This is a genomic window from Microbacterium sp. Bi98, from assembly GCF_918698045.1.
Classification (GTDB): Bacteria; Actinomycetota; Actinomycetes; order Actinomycetales; family Microbacteriaceae; genus Microbacterium.
The window spans coordinates 65,860-88,999 of the sequence record NZ_CAKKLK010000014.1; the positions used below are offsets into that span (position 1 = coordinate 65,860).

Consider the following 23,140-nt stretch of genomic DNA (forward strand, 5'->3'; position numbering starts at 1 on the left):
TCGCACGATCGGAAAGGGCTCGGTTCTTCGGAACCGGGCCCTTTCCGCGTGCCGGGGGCGGTGTCAAGGGGGCGTCGCTCCCCGAGCTTTCCCGGGTGCCCGGGGTAGGATCGAGCAGGCGTCCGTACCGGAATCGGCGCCGCGAACGGTGCCTAAGAGGAGGTGCAGATGCCCATTCTTCCGAGCATCTCAGGACCCCGTGACCTCGACTCCCTGTCAGAGGATCAGCTGATCGAACTCGCCGGTGAGATCCGCGAGTTCCTCGTCGAGAACGTGTCGCGCACCGGCGGGCATCTCGGCCCCAACCTCGGTGTCGTCGAGCTCACGATCGCTCTGCACCGCGTCTTCTCGTCGCCCGACGACCCCTTCATCTTCGACACGGGGCACCAGTCCTACGTGCACAAGCTCCTCACCGGTCGCCAGGACTTCTCGTCTCTGCGAGTGCGCGGTGGACTCGCCGGGTATCCCCAGCGCGGCGAGAGCCCTCACGACGTGGTCGAGTCCTCGCACGCGTCGAGCTCGCTCAGCTGGGCCGACGGTGTGTCGCGCGCGCTGACCGCCACGGGGCGAGCCGACCGTCACGTCGTGGCCGTCGTCGGCGACGGAGCACTCACGGGCGGCATGACGTGGGAGGCGCTCAACAACATCTCCGACGACAACGATCGCAACCTCGTGATCGTCGTGAATGACAACGGTCGTTCCTACGCGCCGACCATCGGCGGCATGTCCCGGTTCCTCAACCGGGTGCGCACCGCGGCTGCGTACAAGGAGCTGCACCACAAGTCGGACCGACTCTTCCGTGCGTTCGGTCCGGTCGGCCGCGCGGTGTTCCGCGGGGTGCGCGGCGGCACCCACGGCTTCCTCTCGCGGTTCACGAACAACGAGGCGCTGTACTCGAACCTCGACATCAAGTACCTCGGCCCGGTCGACGGGCACGATCTCCCCGCCCTGCTCGAGACGCTCGAGCTGGCCAAATCGTACGGTGCGCCGGTGATCGTGCACACGATCACCGAGAAGGGCCGCGGCTACCAGCCTGCTCGCGACGATGAGGCCGACCAGTTCCATGCGGTCGGACGCATCGACCCCGCGACCGGCGAGACACTCTCTTCCAGCGGAACGGGCTGGTCCGACGTGTTCTCCGAGTCGCTCGTCGCCATCGGAGAGCGTCGAAGCGATGTCATCGCGATGACCGCAGCGATGCTGCGACCGACCGGTCTCGCGCCGTTCGCCGAGCGCTTCCCCGATCGCGTGTACGACGTGGGCATCGCCGAGCAGCACGCCGTCGCGTCGGCCGCAGGTCTCGCCTTCGGAGGTCTGCACCCCGTCGTCGCGGTCTACGCCACCTTCATGGGGCGCGCCTTCGACCAGGTGCTCATGGACGTCGCTCTGCATCGGGCGGGCGTGACCTTCGTGCTCGACCGCGCCGGCGTCACCGGCCCGGACGGTCCCAGCCACCACGGCATGTGGGATCTCGCGATGCTGCAGATCGTCCCGCACATCCGCATCGCCGCGCCGCGTGACGGAGCCCGGTTGCAGGAGGCCCTCGATGAGGCGGTGCTCGTCGACGATGCGCCGACCGTCATCCGCTTCCCGAAGGGCGACGTCGCGGCGGATCTTTCGGCGATCGAGCGGCTGCACGACGGCGTCGATGTGCTCGCCCGCGGCGAATCCGAGGATGTCCTGCTCATCGGCATCGGCCCGTTCGCCTCGCTCGCGATGGACGTCGCAGAGCGTCTGCGCGCTCAGGGCATCGGCGCCACGGTGATCGATCCGCGCTGGGCCATCCCGGTGCAGCCGTCGATCGTGAGCATGGCAGCGCGTCATCGTCTGGTCATCACCATCGAAGACGGCATCCGCGTCGGCGGCATCGGCACGCGTGTCCGGCAGGTGCTTCGCGAGGCGGGCATCGACACCGCCGTCGACGAGCTGGGGCTTCCTGACGAGTTCATCGATCACGCGTCGAGGGACCAGATCCTCGCCGACGCCGGTCTCACCGCATCGAAGATCGCGCAGGACGTCGTGTCGCAGGTGCTCGGGACTCGGATCCCCGTCGCTCGGGATGCGGGCACGAGCGGGACGGTCGATCTGCCGCTGCACGAACGCCGCTGACCGGCGTCGCCACCGCGTGACGGCGGATGACGGTCACAGACCGTTCGACCGCTGCGATCAGTTGAGAGCGTGGAGTGCGGCGACCGCCTGCGCCCCGCGATCGGTGTCCCGGAGCGCGGCCGAGAGCAGATAGCCGTCGGTGAGCGCGTCACCGGTGACCATGACGCGTACCAGCTCGACGCCGCACGCCCGACGCACCTCGTCGGCGCTGGCCGCGATCACGCGGGTGTTGATCTCGTCGTTGTGGGGCAGCTCCGCGCCCTCGAGGCCGCGGATGACGTCGCGCAGTGCGGCGCCCACGATGTTCGAGGCCCGTTCTTTGACGTTCACGACGTCGAGTTCGAACACTCGGAGATCTCGTCCGGTCGGGATCGGTCGCCACTCGAACGACGCGTGCACCCGGTGCTGATGGCCGCTCGCCCCGGTCATCTCGCGCGCGGGCAGATCCGTCGCCCTGCAGCGCACATCGATCAGTCGATACCAGTAGAACAGGGGGAACGCGCCATGCGACCCCGGATCGAGGACCACGACTTCGCCGACCGCTCCGCCACGTGAGGTGGGGCGCCGTTGCGGGCGGTTCCGGATGATCGGCTTGCCGTTCCGGGTGCGGATCGCAGCCCACCCCTCATCGACCGTGACGATGAAGATCTTCAGCAGTGCCGGCACGACCAGCAGGATCGTGAGGATCGCCGTGCCGGTCTTGAAGAGCCCCGACATTCCCTTGCCGCCCAACATCGAGAGGAGCATGTCCATGCCACCACTGTGCCCCCTCGATCGCGTTCGGAGCGCTCTCTGAGCGGCGCTGGCGAAGGTGTTCATTCGCTGTTCCGTGCTCGTTACCCGGTGTGCCGTGACGCGGATACGGTTGGCGGCGGTCGCGCGGATGCGGCGTCGTCAGGAGAACGTGGCGAGGATCTCGGCGACCTCGGATTCGACGAACGCCCTCTGCCGCTCCCGGTCGTCGTCGACGAGGCCGAGCCGGGTGCGGCGATCGAGGACGTCGTCGGCGGTCATCGCGCCCTCCGCGCGGACGGCGAAGTCGATGGTCGCTGGGGAGATGTGCCCCCGGCCCCCGCTGTCCTCGGCCCTCATCGCGGAGTCGGTGAGGCGGAGGGATACCGTGCGGCTCGCGCCGGCGTCGAGCCCCGCCGATGCCACGGCGAGGTCGACCGCATCCTCCGCCATCCGCCGGTAGGTGGTCAGCTTGCCTCCGAGGACGTTGACGAAGCCGCGCTCGGAGACGCGGACCAGATGCCGGCGGGAGATGTCCGCCGTCGACGCCGCACCGGTGTCGACGAGCGGCCGCAGGCCCGCGAACGATCCCCTGACCTGCGTGCGCGTGATCGGGACGGTCAGTACTCGGTTGAGGTTCGCGAGCAGGAACTCGATCTCGCCCTCGGTCGGCTCGGGGACCCGCGGAACAGGGCCCGGCGCATCTTCGTCAGTGAGTCCGACGATCACGCGGCCGTGCTGCTGCGGCAGCGCGAACACGAAGCGGCTGATCGACCCCTCATGCGGAATGGTCAGTGCCGCGGACGGGTCGCCGAGATCCGCGGCATCCAGCACGATGTGCGTTCCGCGGCTGGGCCGCACGGTGATCGACTCGTCGAGGTTTCCGGCCCAGACGCCGGTGGCATTGACGACGGATCGGGCGCGCACGTTCAGACGCTCGCCCGTCAGCACGTCTTCGGCGGTCGCGCCGTCGACGCGCAGCTCGAGCGCTCGGACGCGGGTGAGGACGCGGGCGCCCAGACTGGCGGCTGTCCTGGCGACGGTCACGACCAGGCGGGCGTCGTCGATCAGCTGCCCGTCGTAGGAGAGCATCCCTCCGCGCAGCCCAGCTCCGGCGAGCGACGGGAAGAGCCGCTGTGCCGTACGCGCCGAGACGAGACGCGGCGGGGGGAGGAACCGGCGCGGCGTGCCCGCTCGCATCCGCAGCAGATCACCCAGGGCCATCCCGACCGCGCCGGCTGCGCGCTGGCGGGCCGTCAGCCCTGTCGTGAAGGGCAGCAGCTGCGGGAGGGAGCGAATGAGGTGCGGCGCGATCCTGGTCATCAGCAGGTGACGCTCGAATGCGCTCTCCTTCGCCGTGGCCACATCGCCGGTGGCGAGATAACGGAGTCCGCCGTGCACCAGTTTCGAGCTGAATCGGCTGGTGCCGAACGCGAGGTCCTCGCCTTCGAGAAGGGTGACGCTCAGACCCCGCGAGGCGGCGTCGAGCGCGACACCGACCCCCGTGATGCCTCCGCCGATCACCAGAAGGTCGACGGTCTGCTCCGCGGCCAGGGAGAGCTCTGCGGCCCGACGCGCGACGTTGAGGTCGGGGGAGTGCGCGGTCATGGCCGCAGGAGCCCGTCGAGGGCTGCTCGCAGCTCGCGCTCCCAAGACTCCTCAGAAAGGAGCTCCGACACCGTTCCGTGCGAGAGCACGGCCGACTGCGCGATGAGCAGCAGCATGACGGCAATCTCGTCGGGATCGCCGTGCCTCACCGATCCTCCCTGCTGCGCCGCACCGATCGCGGTCGCCAGCCACCTCAGGATGAGTCTCTGGCTCGAACCCACACGCTGCAGCGTGTAGCGGGTGAACGCCTCCGGTTCATCGGCGAGAAGCCGTCCGTACACGTCGTCGGCACGGAAGAGGGTGGAGAAGCGGAGAACATCGTCGACGAGTCCGTGTCGGCTGGTCGCGTGCGTGGGGAACTGCGCGAGGATCACCGCGACTCTGCGCAGGAGCGCCGAGCGGACGACATCGTCGGCGTCGTTCCAGCTGCGGTAGATCGTCGGCCGGCTGTGACCCGCGCGCCGAGCGAGCTCTGCGATCGTGACGCCATTCACGCCTCGTCGACCGATCAGCGCATCGGCGGCGTCGAGGATGCGCGACTGCGTGGCATCCCACTCCGGAGCGCGGTCGGACATCGCGTCGAGCACCAGTTGACGTTCTTCCATGATCTGTCACACTGTAACGCATGGGCTCAGAGAACGGCAGGGTTGCCGTGACGGCGGAGATGCGATGGAACGGCTGGGGCGATCCCGCCAGGGCGTCGGATCTGCCGCGCGCCGTCCGGATGATGCTGCCGTTGCTGCTCGGTCGCGTGCACAGGCCCGCGACGCCCGTGGAACTCGCCGAGGTGGCGCTCGCGCCGTCGTCGCTCCAGGAGGACGATCTCGAGGGACTGGCCGCCGTCGTCGGCGCGGAGCACATCGACATCTCGAGCGAGACGCGCATCCGCCATGCCGGGGGACGTTCGACGCCGGACCTTCTCCGGCGCCGTAGACCTCAGCAGACTTCCCCTGACGCGGTGGTGCTGCCGGGAACCCACGATGAGGTCGCGGCGGTGCTCCGGGCGTGCGTCGACCGGAGGATAGCCGTGATTCCGTTCGGCGGTGGGACGAGCGTGGTGGGCGCTCTCGATCCCGAACGCGGCACGCACCGCGCTGTCGTCAGCCTGGATCTGCGCCGGCTCTCGGGCCTCATCCACTTCGACGAGGCGAGCGGCGAAGCGATTCTCGCCGCCGGAACGACGGGGCCGGATGCTGAGGCTCTGCTCGCGGCCAGGGGGTTCGAACTCGGTCACTACCCCCAGAGCTTCCGGTACGCCACGATCGGAGGGTTCGCCGCTGCACGCTCGTCAGGTCAGAACTCGGCAGGGCATGGGCGATTCGACTCCATGGTCACCGGGCTGAGAGTCGCGACGCCGACCGGCGACATCGAGCTCGGACGGTCGCCGGGATCTTCAGCCGGGCCCGATCTCGTCCGCGTCTTCCTGGGGTCGGAGGGCATCTTCGGCGTCATCACCGAAGTGAGAGTGCGCGTTCATCCGGTACCGCGTGACCGCCTCTTCGAAGCCTGGACCTTCGCGGACTTCACGCAGGGCGTCGAGGGACTGCGCCGCGTGACGCAGCACGGTGGCGGCCCGACAGTGCTGCGTCTGTCGGATGAAGCCGAGACGGCGGTCAGCCTCGCCCAGGTCGGTCGGATCGGGCGGGCCCTCGCGAAGGGCGCGAGCCTCGTCAGCGTCTATGAGGGAGACGACATCGCCGAGCGTCGGGGGCGCACATCGGCGATCCTGGCGGCGGCCGGTGGGATCTCGTCGGGTGAGGGCGCCGCAGAGGGGTGGCTCTCCGGGCGCTTCGACGGTCCGTATCTGCGCGACTCGCTGCTGGACGCAGGAGTGTTCTGCGAGACGCTCGAGACGGCGACCACCTGGTCGAACCTGCTGCACCTCAGAGCGGCGGTCACGTCGGCTCTTCGCGCAGGATTCGAGGATGCCGGCGCCCGGTCGTACGTGATGTGCCACGTCTCGCACGTCTATCCCACCGGAGCCTCGCTGTATTTCACGGTGATCGCGAACCTCCGATCCGAACCGCTCGACACCTGGACGCAGATCAAGCGACGCGTGAACGATGCGCTGCTCGCGGCGGGCGGTACCATCAGCCATCACCATGCGGTCGGTCGTGATCATGCCGCCTGGCTGGAGCAGGAGATCGGAGACACGGGGGTGCGAATCCTCGCGGCCATCAAGCGGGAGCTCGATCCGACGTGGATCCTCAACCCGGGAGCGGTCATCTCGTCGGATCGGGCGCGCGGACGTGGCTGAGCACATCGCGGTGCTGTCGAACCCGTTCGCAGGAAAAGGTCGTGGCGCCCGAGAGACCGAGGTCGCCGTGGCGCACCTGCGATCCCGAGGAGCGGACGTGCGGGCGTACACGGGAGAGTCGGCAGCATCGAGTCGGCTCCTGGCGACTCGGGCGCTCGACGCGCGCCCGGGGGTGCTCGTCGTGGTGGGCGGAGACGGCACGCTGTCCGGCATCCTCGACGTGGTCTGCGCTGCGGGGGTTCCGGTGGTCCTGGTGCCTGCGGGCACGGGCAACGACCTCGCTCGAGCCCTGGGCCTGCCGCGTCGCGACGCGGTCGCTGCGGCCGAGCTCGCTCTGACGGGTATCCCGCGCACGATGGATGTCGGCGAAGTCCGCGCCGCCGGCCGTGTCGATCTGTTCCTGACGATCGCCGCCCTCGGCTTCGATGCGAAGGTGAGCGATCGGACCAATCGTCTGCGCTGGCCGCGCGGCGTGCTGCGCTACTACCTGGCGCTGGTCGTGGAGCTCGTGCGACTGCGGCCGATGGATTTCACCGTCTCCCTCGATGGCGCGGAGCCGGTTCACGTGCCGGGAACGCTCGTCGCCGTGGGCAATACGCCGAGCTACGGAGGTGGCATGCCTCTCTGCGTGGGCGCCGCCGCGGACGACGGGATGCTGGACATCGTGCACGTCGCGCCGCTGACCCGGCTCCGCCTGCTGCGGCTGTTCCCGCTCCTGCTGCGCGGAGTGCATCTCGCTCGACCGGAGGTGACGCGGCGCCAGGCTCGTACCGTGACAGTGAGCGCGCCTGGACTCGTCGTCTACGCCGACGGAGAGCGCATCGCCGAAGATGAGTGCACGATCGGAATCCGGCGCTCCGCGCTGACCGTCCTCGTCCCCTCGGGTGCCGGAGGGACACCGTGAACCACAGGTCGGCTTCTCCTCACCACGCCCAGGACTTCGACGAGGACGTCGTCGTCATCGGCTCGGGGTTCGGCGGATCGGTCGCTGCGTTGCGGCTCGTGGAGAAGGGCTACCGTGTCCGCGTGTACGAGGCGGGCCGACGCTTCGAGGACGAGGACTTCGCGAAGACCAGCTGGGACGTGCGCCGCTATCTGTGGGCACCGAGGCTCGGCTGTTTCGGCATCCAGCGCATCCATCGCCTGCCGCACGTGATGATCCTCGCCGGGGCGGGCGTGGGCGGAGGGTCTCTGAACTATGCCAATACGCTGTACCAGCCCGGCGGAGCGTTCTTCGCGGATCCGCAGTGGGGCGCTCTCGCAGACTGGGAGGAGGAGCTGGCGCCGCACTATGCGACGGCGAAGCGGATGCTCGGGGTGGTCGAGCGCTACCCGCACTCCGGACCCGTCGAGCGCATCATGGCAGGAGCGGCCGAAGATCTCGGCGTAGGAAGCACATTCCGACACGCGCCGGTCGGGGTCTGGTTCGGCGCGCCGGGAGTTCGAACGCCCGATCCCTTCTTCGGTGGGGAGGGGCCGGACCGCACCGGATGCACTCTCTGCGGCAACTGCATGGTCGGATGCCGCGTCGGCGCGAAGAACACGCTCATGAAGAACTACCTGGCTCTGGCCCAGAGGCGAGGCGCCGTCATCGAAGCGCTGCGCACCGTCACCGAGGTGCGTGCCCTGGCAGACGGCGGCTTCGCCGTGACGACGGAGCGCAGCGGAGCGTGGTTCCGGCGCGACCGTCGCACCGTGAGCGCGCGTCAGGTGGTGCTCGCCGCGGGAACCTGGGGCACGCAACAGCTGCTGCATCGGATGAAGCTGTCCGGGGCCCTTCCACGGGTCTCCGATGCGGTGGGTCGCCTGACGCGGACCAACTCCGAGGCTCTCGACGGTGCCGTCGCCGTCGCCGTTCCGGCGTCCCTCGAACTCGCGCACGGTGTCGCGATCACGACCTCGTTCCACATCGACGAGAGCACTCACGTCGAGAATGTGCGGTACGGGCTGGGATCGAACCTGATGGGGGCCCTCGCATCGCTGATGGTGCCGGGCGACCGAGGTCTCGGAGGCCGTCTCGTGAGTGTGCTGGGCCAGGTCGTCCGCGCACCGATCCGTCAGTTGCGCCTGGGCTCGCTCCGACGTTGGAGCGAACGGGGCATCATCGCACTCGTGATGCAGACCCTGGACAATTCGCTCACTCTGTCGCTCCGGCGCAGATTCGGGCGGATGGTCATGACGAGCGCGCAGGGGCACGGCGAACCGAACCCCAGTCATCTTCCGCAGGCTCATCGCGCGGCTTCGGCGATCGCCGCGCGTGTCGAGAAGGACGGCGGGGTCGCCGCCGAGCCTCGCGGATCCTGGCCCGAGATCTTCGGGATTCCGCTCACCGCCCACTTCCTCGGCGGAGCGGTGATCTCTGGGGCGCCCGAGACCGGTGTCGTCGACCCCTTCCACCGGGTGTGGGGTCACCCGGGGCTGCACGTCATGGACGGCGCAGCGGTTCCCGCGAATCCCGGGGTGAATCCGTCGCTCACGATCACCGCGCTCGCTGAGAGAGCGATGTCGTTCTGGCCGCGTTCCGGTGAGCTCGACGAGCGTCCTGCACCGTAGACACGGAAAAGGGGGCCGCCGGACGGCGGCCCCCCCAGAGGTTCAGCTCAGCCGTGCTCGATGCCGCGGATCTGCGGGGTGTGGAACTCTCCGCCGAACGCGCGCTGCGAGGCGCCCTCGCGGTCGAGGTAGGGCGAAGCCCCGCCATCGATGAAGGGCCAGCCCGCGCCGAGGATCAGGCACAGGTCGATGTCCTCGACCTCGGGTACGACGCCCTCGTCGAGCATCATCTTGATCTCGCTCGCAAGGCCGTCCTGCACCCGTTGCAGGATCGTCTCGGCCGACGCGGGCGTCTTGCCGACAGCGGGCTTCAGCAGCTTCTCGGCCTGCTTCGTCCAGCCGGTCACACGACCGCCCTTGTCCTTCTCGATGACCCCGTCGAGCTCCGCGAGAGCGTGGAAGTTCTCGTTCGCGTAGAAGCGATCGGGGAACGCGTGCGCCATCGTGTCCTGCACGTGGGCGGCGACCTTCCATCCGACGAGATCGATCAGCTGGAAGGGACCCATCGGGAGTCCGAGGGGCGCGAAGGCCTTCTCGACATCCGTGATCGGGGTGCCCTCGTACACCGCGCGAGCCGCTTCGCCCATGACCTTGGCCAGCAGACGGTTCACGACGAAGCCCGGCGCGTCGGCGGTGAGGACCGCGTTCTTGCCGAGATTCTTCGCGACGACGAACGCGGTCGAGAGCGCCGCCTCCGAGGTCGTCGGTGTCTTGACGATCTCGATCAGCGGCATCACTGCCACCGGGTTGAAGAAGTGGAAGCCGACGAGGCGCTCGGGGTGAGCGAGCTTCGCGCCGATCTCCTCGACCGAGAGCGAGGAGGTGTTGGTCGCCAGGATCGCGTCCTCGGCGATGATCTTCTCGATCTCGCCGAACACCTGCTGCTTGACGCCGACCTCCTCGAACACGGCCTCGATGACGAAGTCGCAGTCCGCATAGAGGTTCTTGTCCGTCGTCCCGGTCACGAGCGCGCGCAGCTTGTTCGCGGAGTCCGCATCCAGGCGGCCCTTGGCCTCGAGCTTGCCGATCTCCTCGTGGATGTAGGCCACGCCCTTGTCGACGCGCGCCTGATCGAGGTCGGTGATGAGTACCGGCACCTGCAGCTTGCGCACGAAGAGCAGGGCGAACTGGCTCGCCATGAGACCAGCGCCGATGATGCCGACCTTCGTGACCTTCTTCGCAAGTGCCTTGTCGGGGGCTCCCACCGGACGCTTCGCACGCTTCTGCACGAGGTCGAAGGCGTACATGGATGCTGCGAACTGGTCGCCCGTGACGAGTTCGGCGAGCGCCTCGTCCTCACGGGCGAAGCCCTCCGCCTTGGTGCCGCTCTTGGCCTTGTCGAGCAGGTCGAGTGCGGCGTAGGGCGACTTCGGGACGGTGCCGATCTTCGATTCCAGCATGCCGCGTGCCATCTTGATGGCGATCGGCCACTTCGTGAGTCGCTCGATCTTGCCCGGCTCGTTCCTGCGCTCGACCTTCTTGCCGCCGAGCACGGCGTCCGCCCACGCGAGCGAGTTCTCGAGATAGTTCGCGGCGGGGAAGATCGCGTCGACGATGCCGAGGTCGAACGCCTGCTGCGGCTTCAGCATCCGGTTCTGCTTGAGCGGGTTCGAGATGACCACCTCGAGGGCGTTCTCGATCCCGATCAGGTTGGGCAGCAGGTAGGCGCCGCCCCAGCCGGGGATGATGCCGAGGAAGACCTCGGGGAGCGCGATCGCCGCGGCGGAGGCGTCGACCGTGCGGTAGGTCGAGTTGAGTGCGATCTCGAGTCCGCCTCCGAGTGCGAGTCCGTTCACGAAGGCGAACGACGGAACGCCGAGCTCCCCGAACTTTCCGAGCACCTTGTGGCCGAGCTGCGCGATCAGGCGGGCGTTTTCCCGCGACCCGACCTTGCTGATGTCGGAGAGATCGGCGCCGGCGGCCAGGATGTACTGCTTGCCGGTGATGCCGACCGCCTGGATCTCGCCGGCTGACGCACGAGCGGCCAGGCCGTCCAGCGTCTCACCGAGGGCGGTGAGCGTCGCCGGCCCCAGAGTGTTCGGACGCGTGTGGTCGCGTCCGTTGTCGAGGGTGATCAGTGCGAGCACCTTGCCCGACGCGAGACGGATGTCACGCACGGGGGAGTGCGTGATCACCTCGCCGTCGGTGAGCGCCTGGATGGGGGAGAAGTCGACGTTCGCGTACTGCTCGGAAATCGAGTGGGCCATCAGGCTTACTTCCTCTTCTTGCCGTCGAAGTGCGGGTTCTCCCAGATGACCGAGCCGCCCTGTCCGAGACCGACGCACATGGCCGTCAGGCCGTAGCGCACATCGGGTCGCTCGGCGAACTGCGCCGCGAGCTGGATCATCAGACGCACGCCGGATGCCGCGAGCGGGTGGCCCAGCGCGATCGCGCCGCCCCACTGGTTGACGCGGGGGTCATCGTCGGCGATGCCGAAGTGGTCGAGCAGCGAGATCACCTGGATGGCGAAGGCTTCGTTGAGCTCGAACAGGCCGATGTCGGCGATCGTGAGTCCGGCCTTCTTCAGGGCTTTCTCGGTCGACGGAATCGGGCCGATTCCCATGATCTCCGGCTGCACGCCTGCGAAGGCGAACGAGACCATGCGCATCTTCGGCGCGAGACCGAACTCCTTGACCGCGCCGCCTCCGGCGAGCAGTGACATCGTGGCGCCGTCTGTGAGGGGCGACGAGGTTCCGGCGGTCACACGGCCGTGCGGGCGGAAAGGAGTCTTGAGGGCCGCGAGGTCCTCCATGGTGGTCTGCGGACGACGACCTTCGTCCTCCGTCGCCAGGCCCCATGCGCCGTCGGCGGTCTTGGTCGCGACGGGCACGAGATCCGGCTGGATCTTGCCCGCGTCGTAGGCCGCCTGCACCTTGTGCTGGCTGAGCATGCCGAATCGATCGGAGCGCTCCTTGGTGAGGTGCGGGAAGCGATCGAAGATGCGCTCGGCCGTGACACCCATGTTCAGAGCGCCGGGGTCGACCATGCGCTCCGCGACGAATCGCGGGTTGGGGTCGGCGTTGCCGCCGATCGGGTGGTGACCCATGTGCTCGACCCCGCCAGCGAGCGCGAAGTCGTACATGCCGACCCCGATCGATGCTCCCATCGTGGTGACGCTCGTCATCGCTCCCGCGCACATGCGCTCGACGGCGAGTCCGGGCACCGTCTGCGGGAGTCCCGCGAGGATCGCCACGGAGCGCCCGAGGGTCAGGCCCTGGTCTCCGGTCTGGCTGGTCGCGGCGATGGCGACGTCGTCGATGCGGTCGGCCGGAACGGCTGCGTTCCGCTCCATCAGGCCGATGGTCGCCTTGACGGCGAGGTCATCAGCGCGGGTGTTCCAGTACATGCCTTTTTCGCCGGCGCGCCCGAAGGGGGTGCGCACTCCATCGACGAAGAAGACGTCCGAGATCTCGGCCACTCTGCCTCCAAGTTTGTGCGGTGGCCTCAGTCTATGGAGGGCCGGAAACGGGGAGGAATCGGTTGGATCGAACCTACGAAGCCGGTGCGGACGCCTCGTCGGGCGTTTGCGCCGCCTCTACAAAGGCGTCCGCGATCTTCTGTGCAGTCTGTGCAATCTGCCACGGGCGGGCACCCAGTGCGGCGAGTGCCTCGCCGATGGCCTCGGGCGTCGTTCCCGGTACATCCCACGCCACACGGCGCAGGTGATCGGGGGTGAGCAGGTTCTCGGTCGGCATCCCGAGTTCCTCGGCCGTGGCCTCGACGACCGGGCGGGCGGCTTTGAGTCGCGCGTCGGCCTCCGGATTGCGATCGGACCAGGCTCGCGGCGGCGGCAGCGTATCGCTGGGAACCCGCTCCCGGGGAAGCTCCTCCGTGGCACGTCCGTCGACCATCGCCTGCCACCAGCGGTCGAGCTGGGTGCGGCTCGCTCGGCCCTGGAACTCCTTGATCCCCGCGAGCGCCTGCTTGCTCTGCGGGTTCGCCAGCACGGCCGCGATGAGCGACCGATCCGGCACCAGACGGCCGGGAGAGACGTCCTGATCCTGGGCGAAGCTCTCGCGAGCCTGCCACAGCGAGCGAGCGACCGCGAGGTTCCGCGCGCCGCGCACCTGGTGCAGTCCGCTGAGTCGTCGCCAGGGGTCTTCGCGAGGAGGCTTCGGCAGTCGGGCGAGCGTGGCGGCGAACTCCTCGGCCGCGTACTCGGTCTTCCCCTGCTCCTCGAGCTCCGCCTCCAGAGCCTCGTAGACGTCGATGAGGTGCAGCACATCGAGTGCCGCGTACTCGAGCCATGCAGCGGGAAGGGGTCTGGTCGACCAGTCCGCCGCGGAGTGCTCCTTCTTGAGCGTGATGCCGAGCGTGTTCTCGACGACCGCGGCGAGTCCGACTCGGTCATGACCCAGCAGTCGCGATGCGAGCTCCGTGTCGAAGATCGTGTGGGGGAGCAGATCGAGTTCGCGCAGAGACGGAAGATCCTGGCTGGCGGCGTGGAACACCCACAGGGCGTCGCCGATGGCCTGCTGCAGAGGGCTGAAGTCGCCGAGAGCGGGAGGGTCGAACAGGAAGACCCCCGCGTCGCGGCGGAACACCTGCACGAGATAGGCGCGCTGGGAGTAGCGGAATCCGGATGCCCTCTCGACGTCCACGGCGACAGGCCCAGTTCCTGCGGCCAGTGCGGCGCATGCCGCGTGGAACTCCGAGACGTCGGAGATCACGGAGTATTCAGTCACGTGCTGCCTTTCGCGCGCCGATAACGGCGATGCCCTCGGAACCGGGCGGAAGACCCGCCAGCATCCCGACCAGTTCGACCCAGGCCTCGACATGGGGTGTGAAGGGGCCCTCGGGTGTCCAGGACGCCCTCAACTCTATCTGTGCGCCGTCTCCTTCGTCGGCGAGTCCGCCGAACCCCTTCGACAGGGTCTTGGTCGACGTGCCCGACGCGGAGTGGTAGCCGGCGCCTCTCGAGTCGAGTGCATCGACGAGCCAGGACCACGTGACGTCGGCGAGCAGGGGGTCGGTGCCGATCTCGGTCTCGAGCGGCGCCTGGGCGAAGATCACGATCCGCCAGTCGCCGTCCCATGCGGCCGGGTTGTCGGGATCATGCAGCAGAACCAAACGTCCCGTCCCGTATGCCGACTCTCCGCCGTCGTCCGGGCGGACGTCTGCTGCGAGGGCGAGGGCGTGCGGAGCGAGGCCCTGCGGCGTCGCTATCTCGCGGATGGTGATGTCTGAGCGGAAGGCGATGTCGCGCAGTTCAGCCACGGCGGCGTCGAAGATCGTCCCGGCATCGGGGTGTGCGGTCACGGCAACAGGCTAGAGTCAGGAAGCGATGAAGAGTCTCAGGCACGCCGTTGCACTCCTTGTCCCTGCTCTGCTCGCTCTGGGGACGGCGCTGGCTCTGCTCGTCTTCAGCGTCGCCCGTCGGGTCGTCATGCCGGCGAAGCGACCGGCGAACGTCGAGATCCTCGCCGTCGACACCGGGGCGCAGACGATCGAGCTCACCCGGACGCGGGACACCGAGCTCCCGGGTCGATACGGACTCTTCACCTCGGGAACGTATGGCTACGTCAAGCTCGGCGCGGTGCTGAGCGCTGATGCCACCACAGTGAGGCGCAAGCTGCTGACGCAGATCGAACCGGGCGCCCGCGTCGACAGGAGCGCGGCGTTCAGCGGTTGGTACTACTCCACTCCCGGCGAGCTCCACCTGCCCTCGCAGAACGTGCTCATCGGTTCCCCGGCCGGGCCATGCCCCGCCTGGCTGTTCCCGGCCGACTCCTCGACGTGGGTGATCCAGGTCCACGGACGAGGGGTCACCCGAGCCGAGTGCCTTCGTGCCGTCCCCGTGCTGCATGCCGCGGGCTTCCCGAACCTCGTCGTCTCGTACCGCAACGACGGTGAGGCGCCGCGCAGCCGAAGCGGTGCGTACGCTCTGGGGGCTTCGGAGTGGCGCGACGTCGATGCGGCGGTGTCGTATGCGCTCCGACACGGCGCCGATCGAGTGATCCTGATGGGATGGTCGATGGGCGGAGCGGTCGCGATGCAGACCGCCCTGAACTCGGGCAACCGCGACCGCATCGTCGGTCTCATCCTCGAGTCGCCGGTGATCGACTGGCGCAGCGTGCTGCGATTCCAAGCGCGCGAGTCCGGCATGCACGCACCGCTGCCGGACCTCGCGATGGGCGCACTGTCCGTCCCGTTCACCGCGCGGCTCAGCGGCGCGGAGAACGCGATCCCGTTCGACAGCCTGGACATGGTGTCGCGCGCCGACGAGCTGTCGGTGCCCATCCTCATCCTGCACAGCGACGACGACGGATTCGTGCCCGCCGATGCATCGCACGCACTCGAGCAGGCCAGACCCGACCTGGTCACGATGCCCCGCTTCACGGTCGCCCGGCACACCAAGATCTGGAACTACGACCAGGCAGGGTGGAGCGATGCCATCACCGGATGGCTCGCAGCGCAGGGGTTCAGCGCTTCTGCATGACCTGCTTCTTGGCGCGCATCAGCATGCCGGTCATGCCGCCGATGCGCAGCGGCGACACCGCGCGGGTGAGACCGATCGACTGCGGATAGTCGTCGGGGATCGCGAGAACCTCGTCAGGGGTGAGGCCGGAGATGCCCTGCACGAGGATGCTCGCGAATCCGCGCGTGGTCGGCGCCTCGGGCGGGGCGGTGGCGTGCATGGTCACGATTCCGTCGGCGACCTCGACGTAGATGTAGACCGGTGACTGGCACTCCGCGACGCGCTCGCACATCTCGGGGTGATTCGCGACCTCTTCGGAGACCTCCGGCAGCTCGTCCGAGTACTCCAGCAGGAGCAGCAGTCGATCCGCCTCGGGGGTCTCGAGGAATCCGTCGCGGATCTCGGCGAGGGTGTCAGGAACGTGCGTGGTGCTCATCCCTGTCATTCTCCCACGATCAGAGGGATCCGGGCTCCGCGCCGGTCACGATCGGGACCCGCACCGCGCTGCCCCACTCGGTCCACGAGCCGTCGTAGTTGCGGACGTTCTCGAATCCGAGCAGGTGCGTGAGAACGAACCACGTGTGGCTCGAGCGCTCTCCGATGCGGCAGTACGCGACGACCTCGTCGCCATCGGCGAGTCCGGCCCCGTCACGGTAGATCGCGTCGAGTTCGGCCCGCGACCGGAAGCCGCCGTCCTCAGCCACGGCCTTCGCCCACGGCACGCTCTGGGCGGTGGGGATGTGCCCCGCGCGCAGGGCTCCCTCTTCGGGGTAGGCCGGTGCGGTGGTGCGCTCACCGCTGTACTCCTCGGGAGAGCGCACATCGATCAGCGGGCTGCCGATGTGAGCGAGGACATCCTCCTTGTATGCGCGGATCTCCGAATCGTCGCGTTCGACCACGGGATACTCCGTCGGTGTGATCTGCGGGGCGTCACGGGTGATCTCGCGGCCCTCGGAGATCCAGCGATCGCGTCCGCCGTCGAGCAGCCGAACGTCCTCGTGGCCGAAGAGCGAGAAGACCCAGAGCGCGTAGGCGGCCCACCAGTTGTTCTTGTCGCCGTAGATCACGACGGTGTCGTCGCGGGAGATGCCCTTGGTGCTGAGCAGCTTCGCGAAGCCCTCGCCGTCGACATAGTCGCGCACGACGGGATCATTGAGCTCGGTGTGCCAGTCGACCTTCACGGCGCCGGGGATGTGGCCCGTCTCGTACAGCAGCACGTCCTCATCGGATTCGACGACGACCAGGCCCGGTGTGCCGAGGCGCTCGGCCAGCCACTCGGTGCTCACGAGACGGCCGGGCTCGGCGTACTCGGCGAACTTTGACGAAGTGGTGTCGAACTCGATGGCCACAGGGATCTCCTCAGACGGTGAGCGGCGATGATGCAGGGGACGACGGCGTAATGTGGAGCCGATACTTCGACGATAGATCCACGCCGTGCGCCCTGCACCCGATTCGTAAGACTTCGACACAGGTGCGCCCCCGACACAGGACCGTGATGACCGACACGCCCAGCCGCACGGGCATCGTGCACCTGACAGATCGACAGCCGACCGTCACCGGTCCCGAGATGCTGGCCAGCCTCGTGCCGCCGCCGCAGTTCGACGGTGCGACGTTCGAGAGCTATCGTGCCGATGCGGCCTACCCCTCGCAGGAGGACGCCAAGGAGACGCTCATCCGGTTCGCCGGACGCGGTGCTCCGCTCAAGCGGGGCGGATTCTTCAGCCGAGCCAAGAAGGAGCCGGAGACGAAGCCGGGCGTCTATCTCGACGGCGGATTCGGCGTCGGCAAGACCCACCTGCTGGCGTCGATCTATCACGCGATGCCCGCGCGCAGGAAGTACTTCGGCTCGTTCATCGAGTACACGGCTCTGGTCGGCGCGCTCGGTTACAAGAACACCGTCGACCTGCTCAAGGGTGCAGACCTGCTGTGCATCGACGAGTTCGAACTCGATGACCCGGGCGACACCATGGTCATGACTCGGCTCATCGGCGAGCTGGTTCCCACCGGCACCAAGCTCGCGGCGACCTCGAACACTCCGCCGAACGCATTGGGTGAGGGCCGCTTCGCCGCACAGGACTTCCTCCGAGAGATCCACGCGATGTCCGACAGCTTCCAGACGATCCGCATCGACGGCGTCGACTTCCGCCAGCGGGCGCTCGACGGGCACGCCGTCGTGAGCGACGACGATTCCTATGCCCGCGCGATCGACGAGGGGGCGGGGCACGGAAACGCATCCGACGATTCCTTCGCCGACGTCATCCGTCACCTGGCCCGAGTGCACCCCTCGCGGTACCTGCGGATCATCGCCGAGCTGGATCTCGTGGGCCTGCGGGATGTGCAGATCCTGACCGATCAGTCCGAGGCTCTGCGCTTCGTCGCGTTCGTCGACCGCGTGTACGACGCGCAGATCCCGATCGTCGCCACCGGTGTGAGCCTCGACCAGGTCTTCGCAGAAGAGATGCTGAACGGGGGATACCGCAAGAAATACCTGCGCGCTGTCTCCAGACTCAATGCACTTACACACGCGGATCGCAGTGTCGCGTAACGCAGTGTTCACACACGCGGCGTCTCTGTAACGCCACCGCAACAAACCTCACGCATTCCGGAAATCGGGCCTCGTCACACTGAAGCTCTCAGTTTCCCGAATGTGAGGTTTGACTATGGATGCTCCAGGCAACATCTCCTGGGCGATCACCGCGACCGCCCTCGTACTGCTCATGACGCCCGGCGTCGCCTTCTTCTACGGCGGTCTCGTCAAGGCCAAGAGCGTCGTCAGCATGATGATGATGAGCTTCGGCTCGATCGGTCTCGTCGCCGTCCTCTGGATCCTCTTCGGATTCTCGATGAGCGCGGTCGACAGCCCGACGGCATTCGCCGGCAACCCCTTCGCCGACTTCGGTCTCTCGAGCCTCGCGGCCGGTGAGGGCTCGAACGTCGCACTTCTCGGAGTCGCCTACGGCGCGACCTTCGCGATCATCACCGTCGCGCTCATCTCGGGCGCCATCGCCGACCGCGCGAAGTTCGGCAGCTGGCTCATCTTCGCCGGTGTCTTCGCCACCGTCGGATACTTCCCCGTAGCCGCATGGGTCTGGGGCGGCGGCTGGATCATGAACCTCGGCACCACGCTGTTCGGTGAGGACAGCGGCATCGGCGTCATCGACTACGCCGGTGGTACCGCGGTGCACATCAACGCCGGCGCCGCGGCTCTCGCCCTCGCGATCGTCCTCGGCAAGCGCATCGGCTTCCAGAAGGGCATCCTCAAGCCGCACAACGTGCCGCTGACGCTCCTCGGCGCAGCGCTGCTGTGGTTCGGCTGGTTCGGCTTCAACGCCGGCGCGGAGTGGCTCGCAGAGGACATGGGCGGCGTCGGACTCATCGGCCTGAACACCCTCGGCGCCACGGCGGCCGCGATCCTCGGCTGGATCCTCATCGAGCGCATCAAGGACGGCAAGGCAACCTCGGTCGGTGCAGCGTCCGGCGCGGTCGCCGGTCTCGTCGCCATCACCCCGGCCTGCGCGAACCTGACGCCCGGATGGTCGCTGCTGCTCGGTGCCGTCGCCGGTATCGTCTGCGCCCTGGCGGTCGAGATGAAGTTCCGTCTCGGCTTCGACGACTCGCTCGACGTGGTCGGCATCCACCTGGTGGGTGGCCTCATCGGAACGCTGTACCTCGGCTTCTTCGCCACCGAGACCGGTCTGTTCGTCGGAGGCGACGCACGTCAGCTCGCCGTCCAGGCGATCGCAGCGCTCGGTGTGCTGATCTACTCCTTCGTCGTCGCCTTCATCATCGGCTTCGCGATCGAGAAGACGATCGGCTTCCGCATCACGAGCGAAGACGAGATCGCCGGTGTCGACCAGGTCGTCCACGGCGAGGAGGGCTACGCGCTGGCCGACGCCTGAACTGCCGTTAGGGTGACCGTGTGAGCAACACCAACGGCATCCTGGCACGACTCGCGGAGATCCTCTTCACAGCACTGGGATCTGACCGGGCGTCTCGGACGAAAACTCGTCCGAGACGCCCGGTCTCGCGTCTGCGCACCTCCGAGGAGGTTCTTTCCGCCTCAGGGGAGTCGAGAGGGGCGTCGCGCGGCACCGAGACACGGCGGGTCGACCCCGACCGGATCGATGAGCTCCGCATCGGCTACGCGCCCGACCGGGACCGCGCCCCTGACGCGGGTGAGATCATCTGGACCTGGGTGCCCTACGAGGAGAACGACGGTCGAGGCAAGGATCGGCCGGTGCTCGTGATCGGGCGCGAATCCGCAGAACGTGTCTATGCGGTGCGGATGACGAGCAAGCCGCACGACGGCGACCGCGACTATCTGTCGATCGGCTCCGGCGGCTGGGACACGCAGGGACGGGAGTCCTGGGTCGACATCGAGCTGCTGTACAGCGTGCACGAGAGCGGACTGCGCCGTGAGGCCGCGGTTCTCGACCGATCGCGCTACGGGGAGGTCGCTTCGGCTCTGGCTCGACGATACGGCTGGGCGAGCGCATGAGGCTCCGACCCGTGTGACCGTTCGCAATCCGTTCGACGAACGGCTGCGAACAGTCTGTGAGTCGCAGGATGCGACGACACCACAGGAGGAATCATGCGTTTCATCCCCACCAAGGTCCATGGAATTCTCGACTACATCGTCGGAGTGGCGCTGATCGCCGCTCCGTGGCTCTTCGGCTTCTCGAGCATGGGCGGCCCCGCCGTGATCATCCCGATCGTGCTCGGAATCGGGCTCATCGTCTACAGCCTCTTCACGAAGTACGAATGGGGGCCGTTCGGCGTCATCCCGATGCCCGTCCACCTCGTGTTCGACATCGTCGCGAGCCTGTTCCTGGCGCTGTCGCCGTGGATCTTCGGCTTCTCGACGGAGGCGCCGAACGTCTGGGTGCCGCACGTGGTCGTCGGCGTCGCCGTGATCGTGGTCGTGCTGTTCTCGCAGCCGCAGCCCGCGAAGGTCAAGGCCACCGCTCGCGTCTGATGGCGTACGAACTCTGAAGCCCCGCACGGAACGTCGGCCCCGTGCGGGGCTTCAGTTCTGCAATGCCGCCGCCACCCAGCGCGCGTAGAGCTGCCAGGGGTCGTCCAGCGTGCGCAGCCCATCGATGTGGGCCGCGAGATACGGGGTGAGGGTGAACCATTCGCCGCCCTCCCGGATGTCGGCGAACTCGCGGTGTCTCGATTGCTCCACCGCACGGCCACCCGGCTCGAACGCGAGGAGCTCGTCGTGGCGGATGCTCGCGAGTCGTTGACGCGGCCGGCGACTCGTGCCGATCTTCACTCGACGGTCGTAGCGGATGTAGTAGACCACCTCGACCACCGGGCGGGGGAGGTCGGGGTCGGGGGAGTCGCCGTAACGCCACCCGCACCAGTCGCACAGCAGCGCGGTGGTCACGCGCACCGCGTCTCCATGGCCGCAGAGCGGACAAGGGCTCGGGAGCGGAGTGCGCGGCATGGTCGGAACGCTACCGCCGGCCACCGACGTCAGACCTCTCCGCGGCTTCTCTTCACCCCGCGCGGCACCCATCTCCACCACATGAAGTGATGGTCCCCCTGCTCGACATCGAACAGCCTCCCGCACACGGCGCATTCGGTGACATAGGTCATCGACCAGCCAGGATCACTCGTCGAGAGGATGCTGACGTGGCCGAGCGCCTGTTCCTTCTCGGGGTCATTCGTGAGCAGCCCGGGGTAAGCGGCGCACCAGCACTCCCTGTCGCGATACTGTTCGAGTTTGGTGAGCGCGTGCGCCAGATGGGCGTTGTTCGAATAGATCATCCCGCCCAGATCGAGCCTCGTCGCCTCGCGCCGGAGCTGCGGAAGCGCGGCGACGAGGGGGTCGAGAGTCGCGGCATCCCGCGAGCGGATCGTCTCCCACACCGCGTGCATCACGCGTCCGCGATCTCCGGACAGGAAGTCGTCGAGCAGGGTGGGCATGCCGCAACGCTAGCAATCGAAAGATCGGCGCTGGCTCCCGCGCCCTCGCGACATGAGAAAACCCCGCGGCATCTCAGATGCGCGGGGTTCTGTGGTGGGCGATACCGGACTCGAACCGATGACCTCTTCCGTGTGAAGGAAGCGCGCTACCAACTGCGCCAATCGCCCATACCTGCGGGGTACGTCAACCGATACTACCCGACCGTCGGAGGCCAAGTTGACCACCCTGCGAGACACGCGCGAGATTCGGTTTCGGTTTGGACAGTCGCCGATCATCGGCTAATGTTTCATAAGTGCCCGGGACAACAACCGGGAACAACGCGGATGTAGCGCAGTTGGTAGCGCACAACCTTGCCAAGGTTGGGGTCGCGAGTTCGAGTCTCGTCATCCGCTCAAGTGCAGGGGCCTTCTTCGGAAGGCCGTCGGCACGTGGGGTCAATCCACACGGTGGCGTGGCCGAGCGGCTAGGCACCGGCCTGCAAAGCCGTTTACACGGGTTCGAATCCCGTCGCCACCTCTCAGTAACTGAATAGCCCCAACGGGCGCGATTGGCGCAGCGGTAGCGCGCTTCCCTGACACGGAAGAGGTCACTGGTTCGATCCCAGTATCGCGCACAGACAAAACCCCCGGTTCTCCGGGGGTTTTTTGTTGTCCCATGACGGGACGCAGCCGTCACCGGCGGCGGTCACCCCGAGACCGGGGACGACCGCTTGACGACCTCGTACGCTGCGAGCGCCGCTTTGCGGGTGGCCGCGAGATCGACGATCGGCTCTGTCGGGGCATCCGACGCCCACTCCGAGATGTACAGGCCGTGCGGGTCGAACTTCTTCGCCTGCAGCTCGGGATTGAAGACGCGGAAGTACGGGGCGGCGTCGGCGCCGGATCCTGCCACCCACTGCCAGTTGAACGGGTTGCTCGCGCCGTCGGCGTCGACCAGGGTGTCCCAGAACCACTCCTCGCCGCGCCGCCAGTCGATGAGCAGGTTCTTCACGAGGAACGAGGCCGTCACCATGCGCACCCTGTTGTGCATGAAACCCGTGCGCCACAGTTCACGCATCCCCGCATCGACGAGCGGGATCCCGGTATCGCCGCGCTGCCACGCCTCGAGTTCCGACGGCTTGAGCCGGGGCCAGGGGAAGGCGTCGTACTGACGGCGGAGGTTCTTCGTGGCGATGTCCGGTGCGTGGAACGTCGTGTGCCAGGCGAATTCGCGCCAGCCCAACTCCGAGAGGAACCCGGCCGCGCCATCGGCCTCCACCGCCGCGTGCCACACGGTGAACGGGCTCAGCTCGCCCCAGCGCAGACGCGGTGACAGCAGTGACGTCGCGCCCGCCGACGGCTCGTCCCGCGCGCGATCGTACGAGCCGATGTCGTCATGCAGGAACGTACGCAGCCGAGCTCTGGCCGCCGGCTCACCGGGCTCCCAGGCGTCGCGGAGTCCGCCCGCCCAGTCGGGGCGGGTCGGCAGCAGATTCCAGTCGACGAGATCGTCGGACGCCGGGGGCCGGGGCACGCCAGCGACACTCCGGGGC

General features: G+C 67.8%; 21 protein-coding genes and 4 tRNA genes. 12 read left to right on the plus strand and 13 right to left on the minus strand.

The genetic code is table 11. The annotated features are described in order from the left end of the window. Window positions 1–168 precede the first annotated feature (168 nt). Window positions 169–2,109, plus strand: a complete 1,941-nt coding sequence (dxs, locus tag LQZ85_RS16220) for a 1-deoxy-D-xylulose-5-phosphate synthase (RefSeq protein WP_230101210.1) — start codon at window positions 169–171, stop codon at window positions 2,107–2,109. Window positions 2,110–2,166: 57 nt separating this feature from the next. Here the strand turns inward: dxs and LQZ85_RS16225 are convergent, their stop codons facing one another. The 3 genes from LQZ85_RS16225 to LQZ85_RS16235 all read right to left on the minus strand — a co-directional run bounded on the left by LQZ85_RS16225 (window position 2,167) and on the right by LQZ85_RS16235 (window position 5,054). After that, on the minus strand, window positions 2,167–2,862 hold the full coding sequence (locus tag LQZ85_RS16225) for an SPFH domain-containing protein (RefSeq protein WP_053096235.1): 696 nt from the start codon (window positions 2,860–2,862) through the stop codon (window positions 2,167–2,169). Window positions 2,863–3,003: 141 nt separating this feature from the next. Beyond that, the gene (locus tag LQZ85_RS16230) at window positions 3,004–4,449 is read right to left on the minus strand and encodes a glycerol-3-phosphate dehydrogenase/oxidase (protein ID WP_230101211.1); all 1,446 of its coding nucleotides are present in this window, start codon (window positions 4,447–4,449) and stop codon (window positions 3,004–3,006) included. Further along, window positions 4,446–5,054, minus strand: coding sequence for a TetR/AcrR family transcriptional regulator (locus LQZ85_RS16235; protein WP_230101212.1), 609 nt, complete (start codon window positions 5,052–5,054; stop codon window positions 4,446–4,448). Before LQZ85_RS16235 ends, LQZ85_RS16230 begins: the two co-directional genes overlap by 4 nt. A gap of 20 nt (window positions 5,055–5,074) precedes the next feature. Here LQZ85_RS16235 and LQZ85_RS16240 point away from each other — a divergent pair, with 20 nt between their 5' ends. The 3 genes from LQZ85_RS16240 to LQZ85_RS16250 are packed head-to-tail and all read left to right on the plus strand — an operon-like array spanning window position 5,075 to window position 9,259. After that, window positions 5,075–6,706, plus strand: a complete 1,632-nt coding sequence (locus tag LQZ85_RS16240; RefSeq protein WP_230101213.1) for an FAD-binding oxidoreductase — start codon at window positions 5,075–5,077, stop codon at window positions 6,704–6,706. Further along, entirely contained in the window at window positions 6,699–7,610 is a 912-nt protein-coding gene (locus LQZ85_RS16245) for a YegS/Rv2252/BmrU family lipid kinase (RefSeq protein ID WP_187249676.1), read from the plus strand. The genes LQZ85_RS16240 and LQZ85_RS16245 overlap by 8 nt, the downstream gene beginning before the upstream one ends. Continuing rightward, complete coding sequence (locus tag LQZ85_RS16250; RefSeq protein WP_230101214.1) at window positions 7,607–9,259, plus strand: GMC family oxidoreductase; 1,653 nt, start codon at window positions 7,607–7,609, stop codon at window positions 9,257–9,259. The genes LQZ85_RS16245 and LQZ85_RS16250 overlap by 4 nt, the downstream gene beginning before the upstream one ends. Before the next feature lie 47 nt (window positions 9,260–9,306). Here the strand turns inward: LQZ85_RS16250 and LQZ85_RS16255 are convergent, their stop codons facing one another. The 4 genes from LQZ85_RS16255 to LQZ85_RS16270 form a co-directional block, all read right to left on the minus strand. After that, on the minus strand, window positions 9,307–11,466 hold the full coding sequence (locus tag LQZ85_RS16255; RefSeq protein WP_230101215.1) for a 3-hydroxyacyl-CoA dehydrogenase NAD-binding domain-containing protein: 2,160 nt from the start codon (window positions 11,464–11,466) through the stop codon (window positions 9,307–9,309). A 5-nt stretch (window positions 11,467–11,471) separates the two neighbouring features. Further along, on the minus strand, window positions 11,472–12,677 hold the full coding sequence (locus tag LQZ85_RS16260; protein WP_053096225.1) for a thiolase family protein: 1,206 nt from the start codon (window positions 12,675–12,677) through the stop codon (window positions 11,472–11,474). Between the two features lie 73 nt (window positions 12,678–12,750). After that, entirely contained in the window at window positions 12,751–13,944 is a 1,194-nt protein-coding gene (locus LQZ85_RS16265; protein ID WP_053096223.1) for an HRDC domain-containing protein, read from the minus strand. Then, window positions 13,937–14,518 (minus strand): DUF3000 domain-containing protein, encoded by a 582-nt coding sequence (locus LQZ85_RS16270; RefSeq protein WP_230101216.1) that lies wholly within the window; start codon window positions 14,516–14,518, stop codon window positions 13,937–13,939. Before LQZ85_RS16270 ends, LQZ85_RS16265 begins: the two co-directional genes overlap by 8 nt. 25 nt (window positions 14,519–14,543) lie before the next feature. Between LQZ85_RS16270 and LQZ85_RS16275 the strand changes: the two genes are divergently transcribed. Beyond that, window positions 14,544–15,698, plus strand: coding sequence for an alpha/beta fold hydrolase (locus LQZ85_RS16275; protein WP_056278797.1), 1,155 nt, complete (start codon window positions 14,544–14,546; stop codon window positions 15,696–15,698). Here LQZ85_RS16275 and LQZ85_RS16280 read toward each other — a convergent pair. Both LQZ85_RS16280 and LQZ85_RS16285 read right to left on the minus strand, forming a co-directional pair. Continuing rightward, complete coding sequence (locus LQZ85_RS16280; RefSeq protein WP_072591311.1) at window positions 15,682–16,113, minus strand: SufE family protein; 432 nt, start codon at window positions 16,111–16,113, stop codon at window positions 15,682–15,684. The genes LQZ85_RS16275 and LQZ85_RS16280 overlap by 17 nt on opposite strands. 19 nt (window positions 16,114–16,132) lie before the next feature. After that, window positions 16,133–17,026, minus strand: coding sequence for a sulfurtransferase (locus LQZ85_RS16285; protein ID WP_072591310.1), 894 nt, complete (start codon window positions 17,024–17,026; stop codon window positions 16,133–16,135). A gap of 146 nt (window positions 17,027–17,172) precedes the next feature. Here LQZ85_RS16285 and zapE point away from each other — a divergent pair, with 146 nt between their 5' ends. From zapE to LQZ85_RS16305, 4 genes are all read left to right on the plus strand, one after another. Continuing rightward, a complete protein-coding gene (gene zapE, locus LQZ85_RS16290; protein WP_053096214.1) occupies window positions 17,173–18,222 on the plus strand; it encodes a cell division protein ZapE in 1,050 nt (349 codons plus the stop codon). Between the two features lie 115 nt (window positions 18,223–18,337). Continuing rightward, window positions 18,338–19,576 carry an ammonium transporter gene (locus tag LQZ85_RS16295; protein WP_053096211.1) on the plus strand — a complete coding sequence of 413 codons (1,239 nt, stop codon included), beginning with the start codon at window positions 18,338–18,340 and terminating at the stop codon, window positions 19,574–19,576. Window positions 19,577–19,596: 20 nt separating this feature from the next. Beyond that, window positions 19,597–20,175 (plus strand): type II toxin-antitoxin system PemK/MazF family toxin, encoded by a 579-nt coding sequence (locus LQZ85_RS16300; protein WP_082586594.1) that lies wholly within the window; start codon window positions 19,597–19,599, stop codon window positions 20,173–20,175. 93 nt (window positions 20,176–20,268) lie between these two features. Further along, a complete protein-coding gene (locus LQZ85_RS16305) occupies window positions 20,269–20,652 on the plus strand; it encodes an SPW repeat protein (protein WP_056278793.1) in 384 nt (127 codons plus the stop codon). A gap of 51 nt (window positions 20,653–20,703) precedes the next feature. On the opposite strand, the gene LQZ85_RS16310 is transcribed toward LQZ85_RS16305, so the two are convergent. The 3 genes from LQZ85_RS16310 to LQZ85_RS16320 form a co-directional block, all read right to left on the minus strand. Continuing rightward, the gene (locus LQZ85_RS16310) at window positions 20,704–21,066 is read right to left on the minus strand and encodes a GIY-YIG nuclease family protein (RefSeq protein ID WP_230101217.1); all 363 of its coding nucleotides are present in this window, start codon (window positions 21,064–21,066) and stop codon (window positions 20,704–20,706) included. Window positions 21,067–21,155: 89 nt separating this feature from the next. Beyond that, entirely contained in the window at window positions 21,156–21,608 is a 453-nt protein-coding gene (locus tag LQZ85_RS16315) for a hypothetical protein (RefSeq protein ID WP_056278792.1), read from the minus strand. Between the two features lie 92 nt (window positions 21,609–21,700). Continuing rightward, window positions 21,701–21,776 (minus strand) — tRNA-Val (locus LQZ85_RS16320). Between the two features lie 152 nt (window positions 21,777–21,928). Here LQZ85_RS16320 and LQZ85_RS16325 point away from each other — a divergent pair. The 3 genes from LQZ85_RS16325 (at window position 21,929) to LQZ85_RS16335 (ending at window position 22,222) form a co-directional block, all read left to right on the plus strand. After that, window positions 21,929–22,001 (plus strand) — tRNA-Gly (locus LQZ85_RS16325). Between the two features lie 53 nt (window positions 22,002–22,054). Then, a tRNA-Cys gene (locus LQZ85_RS16330) sits at window positions 22,055–22,125 on the plus strand. Between the two features lie 25 nt (window positions 22,126–22,150). Next, window positions 22,151–22,222 (plus strand) — tRNA-Val (locus tag LQZ85_RS16335). A gap of 71 nt (window positions 22,223–22,293) precedes the next feature. On the opposite strand, the gene LQZ85_RS16340 is transcribed toward LQZ85_RS16335, so the two are convergent. Next, on the minus strand, window positions 22,294–23,140 hold an 847-nt coding region (locus LQZ85_RS16340; protein ID WP_230101218.1), incomplete at its 5' end, for a deoxyribodipyrimidine photo-lyase.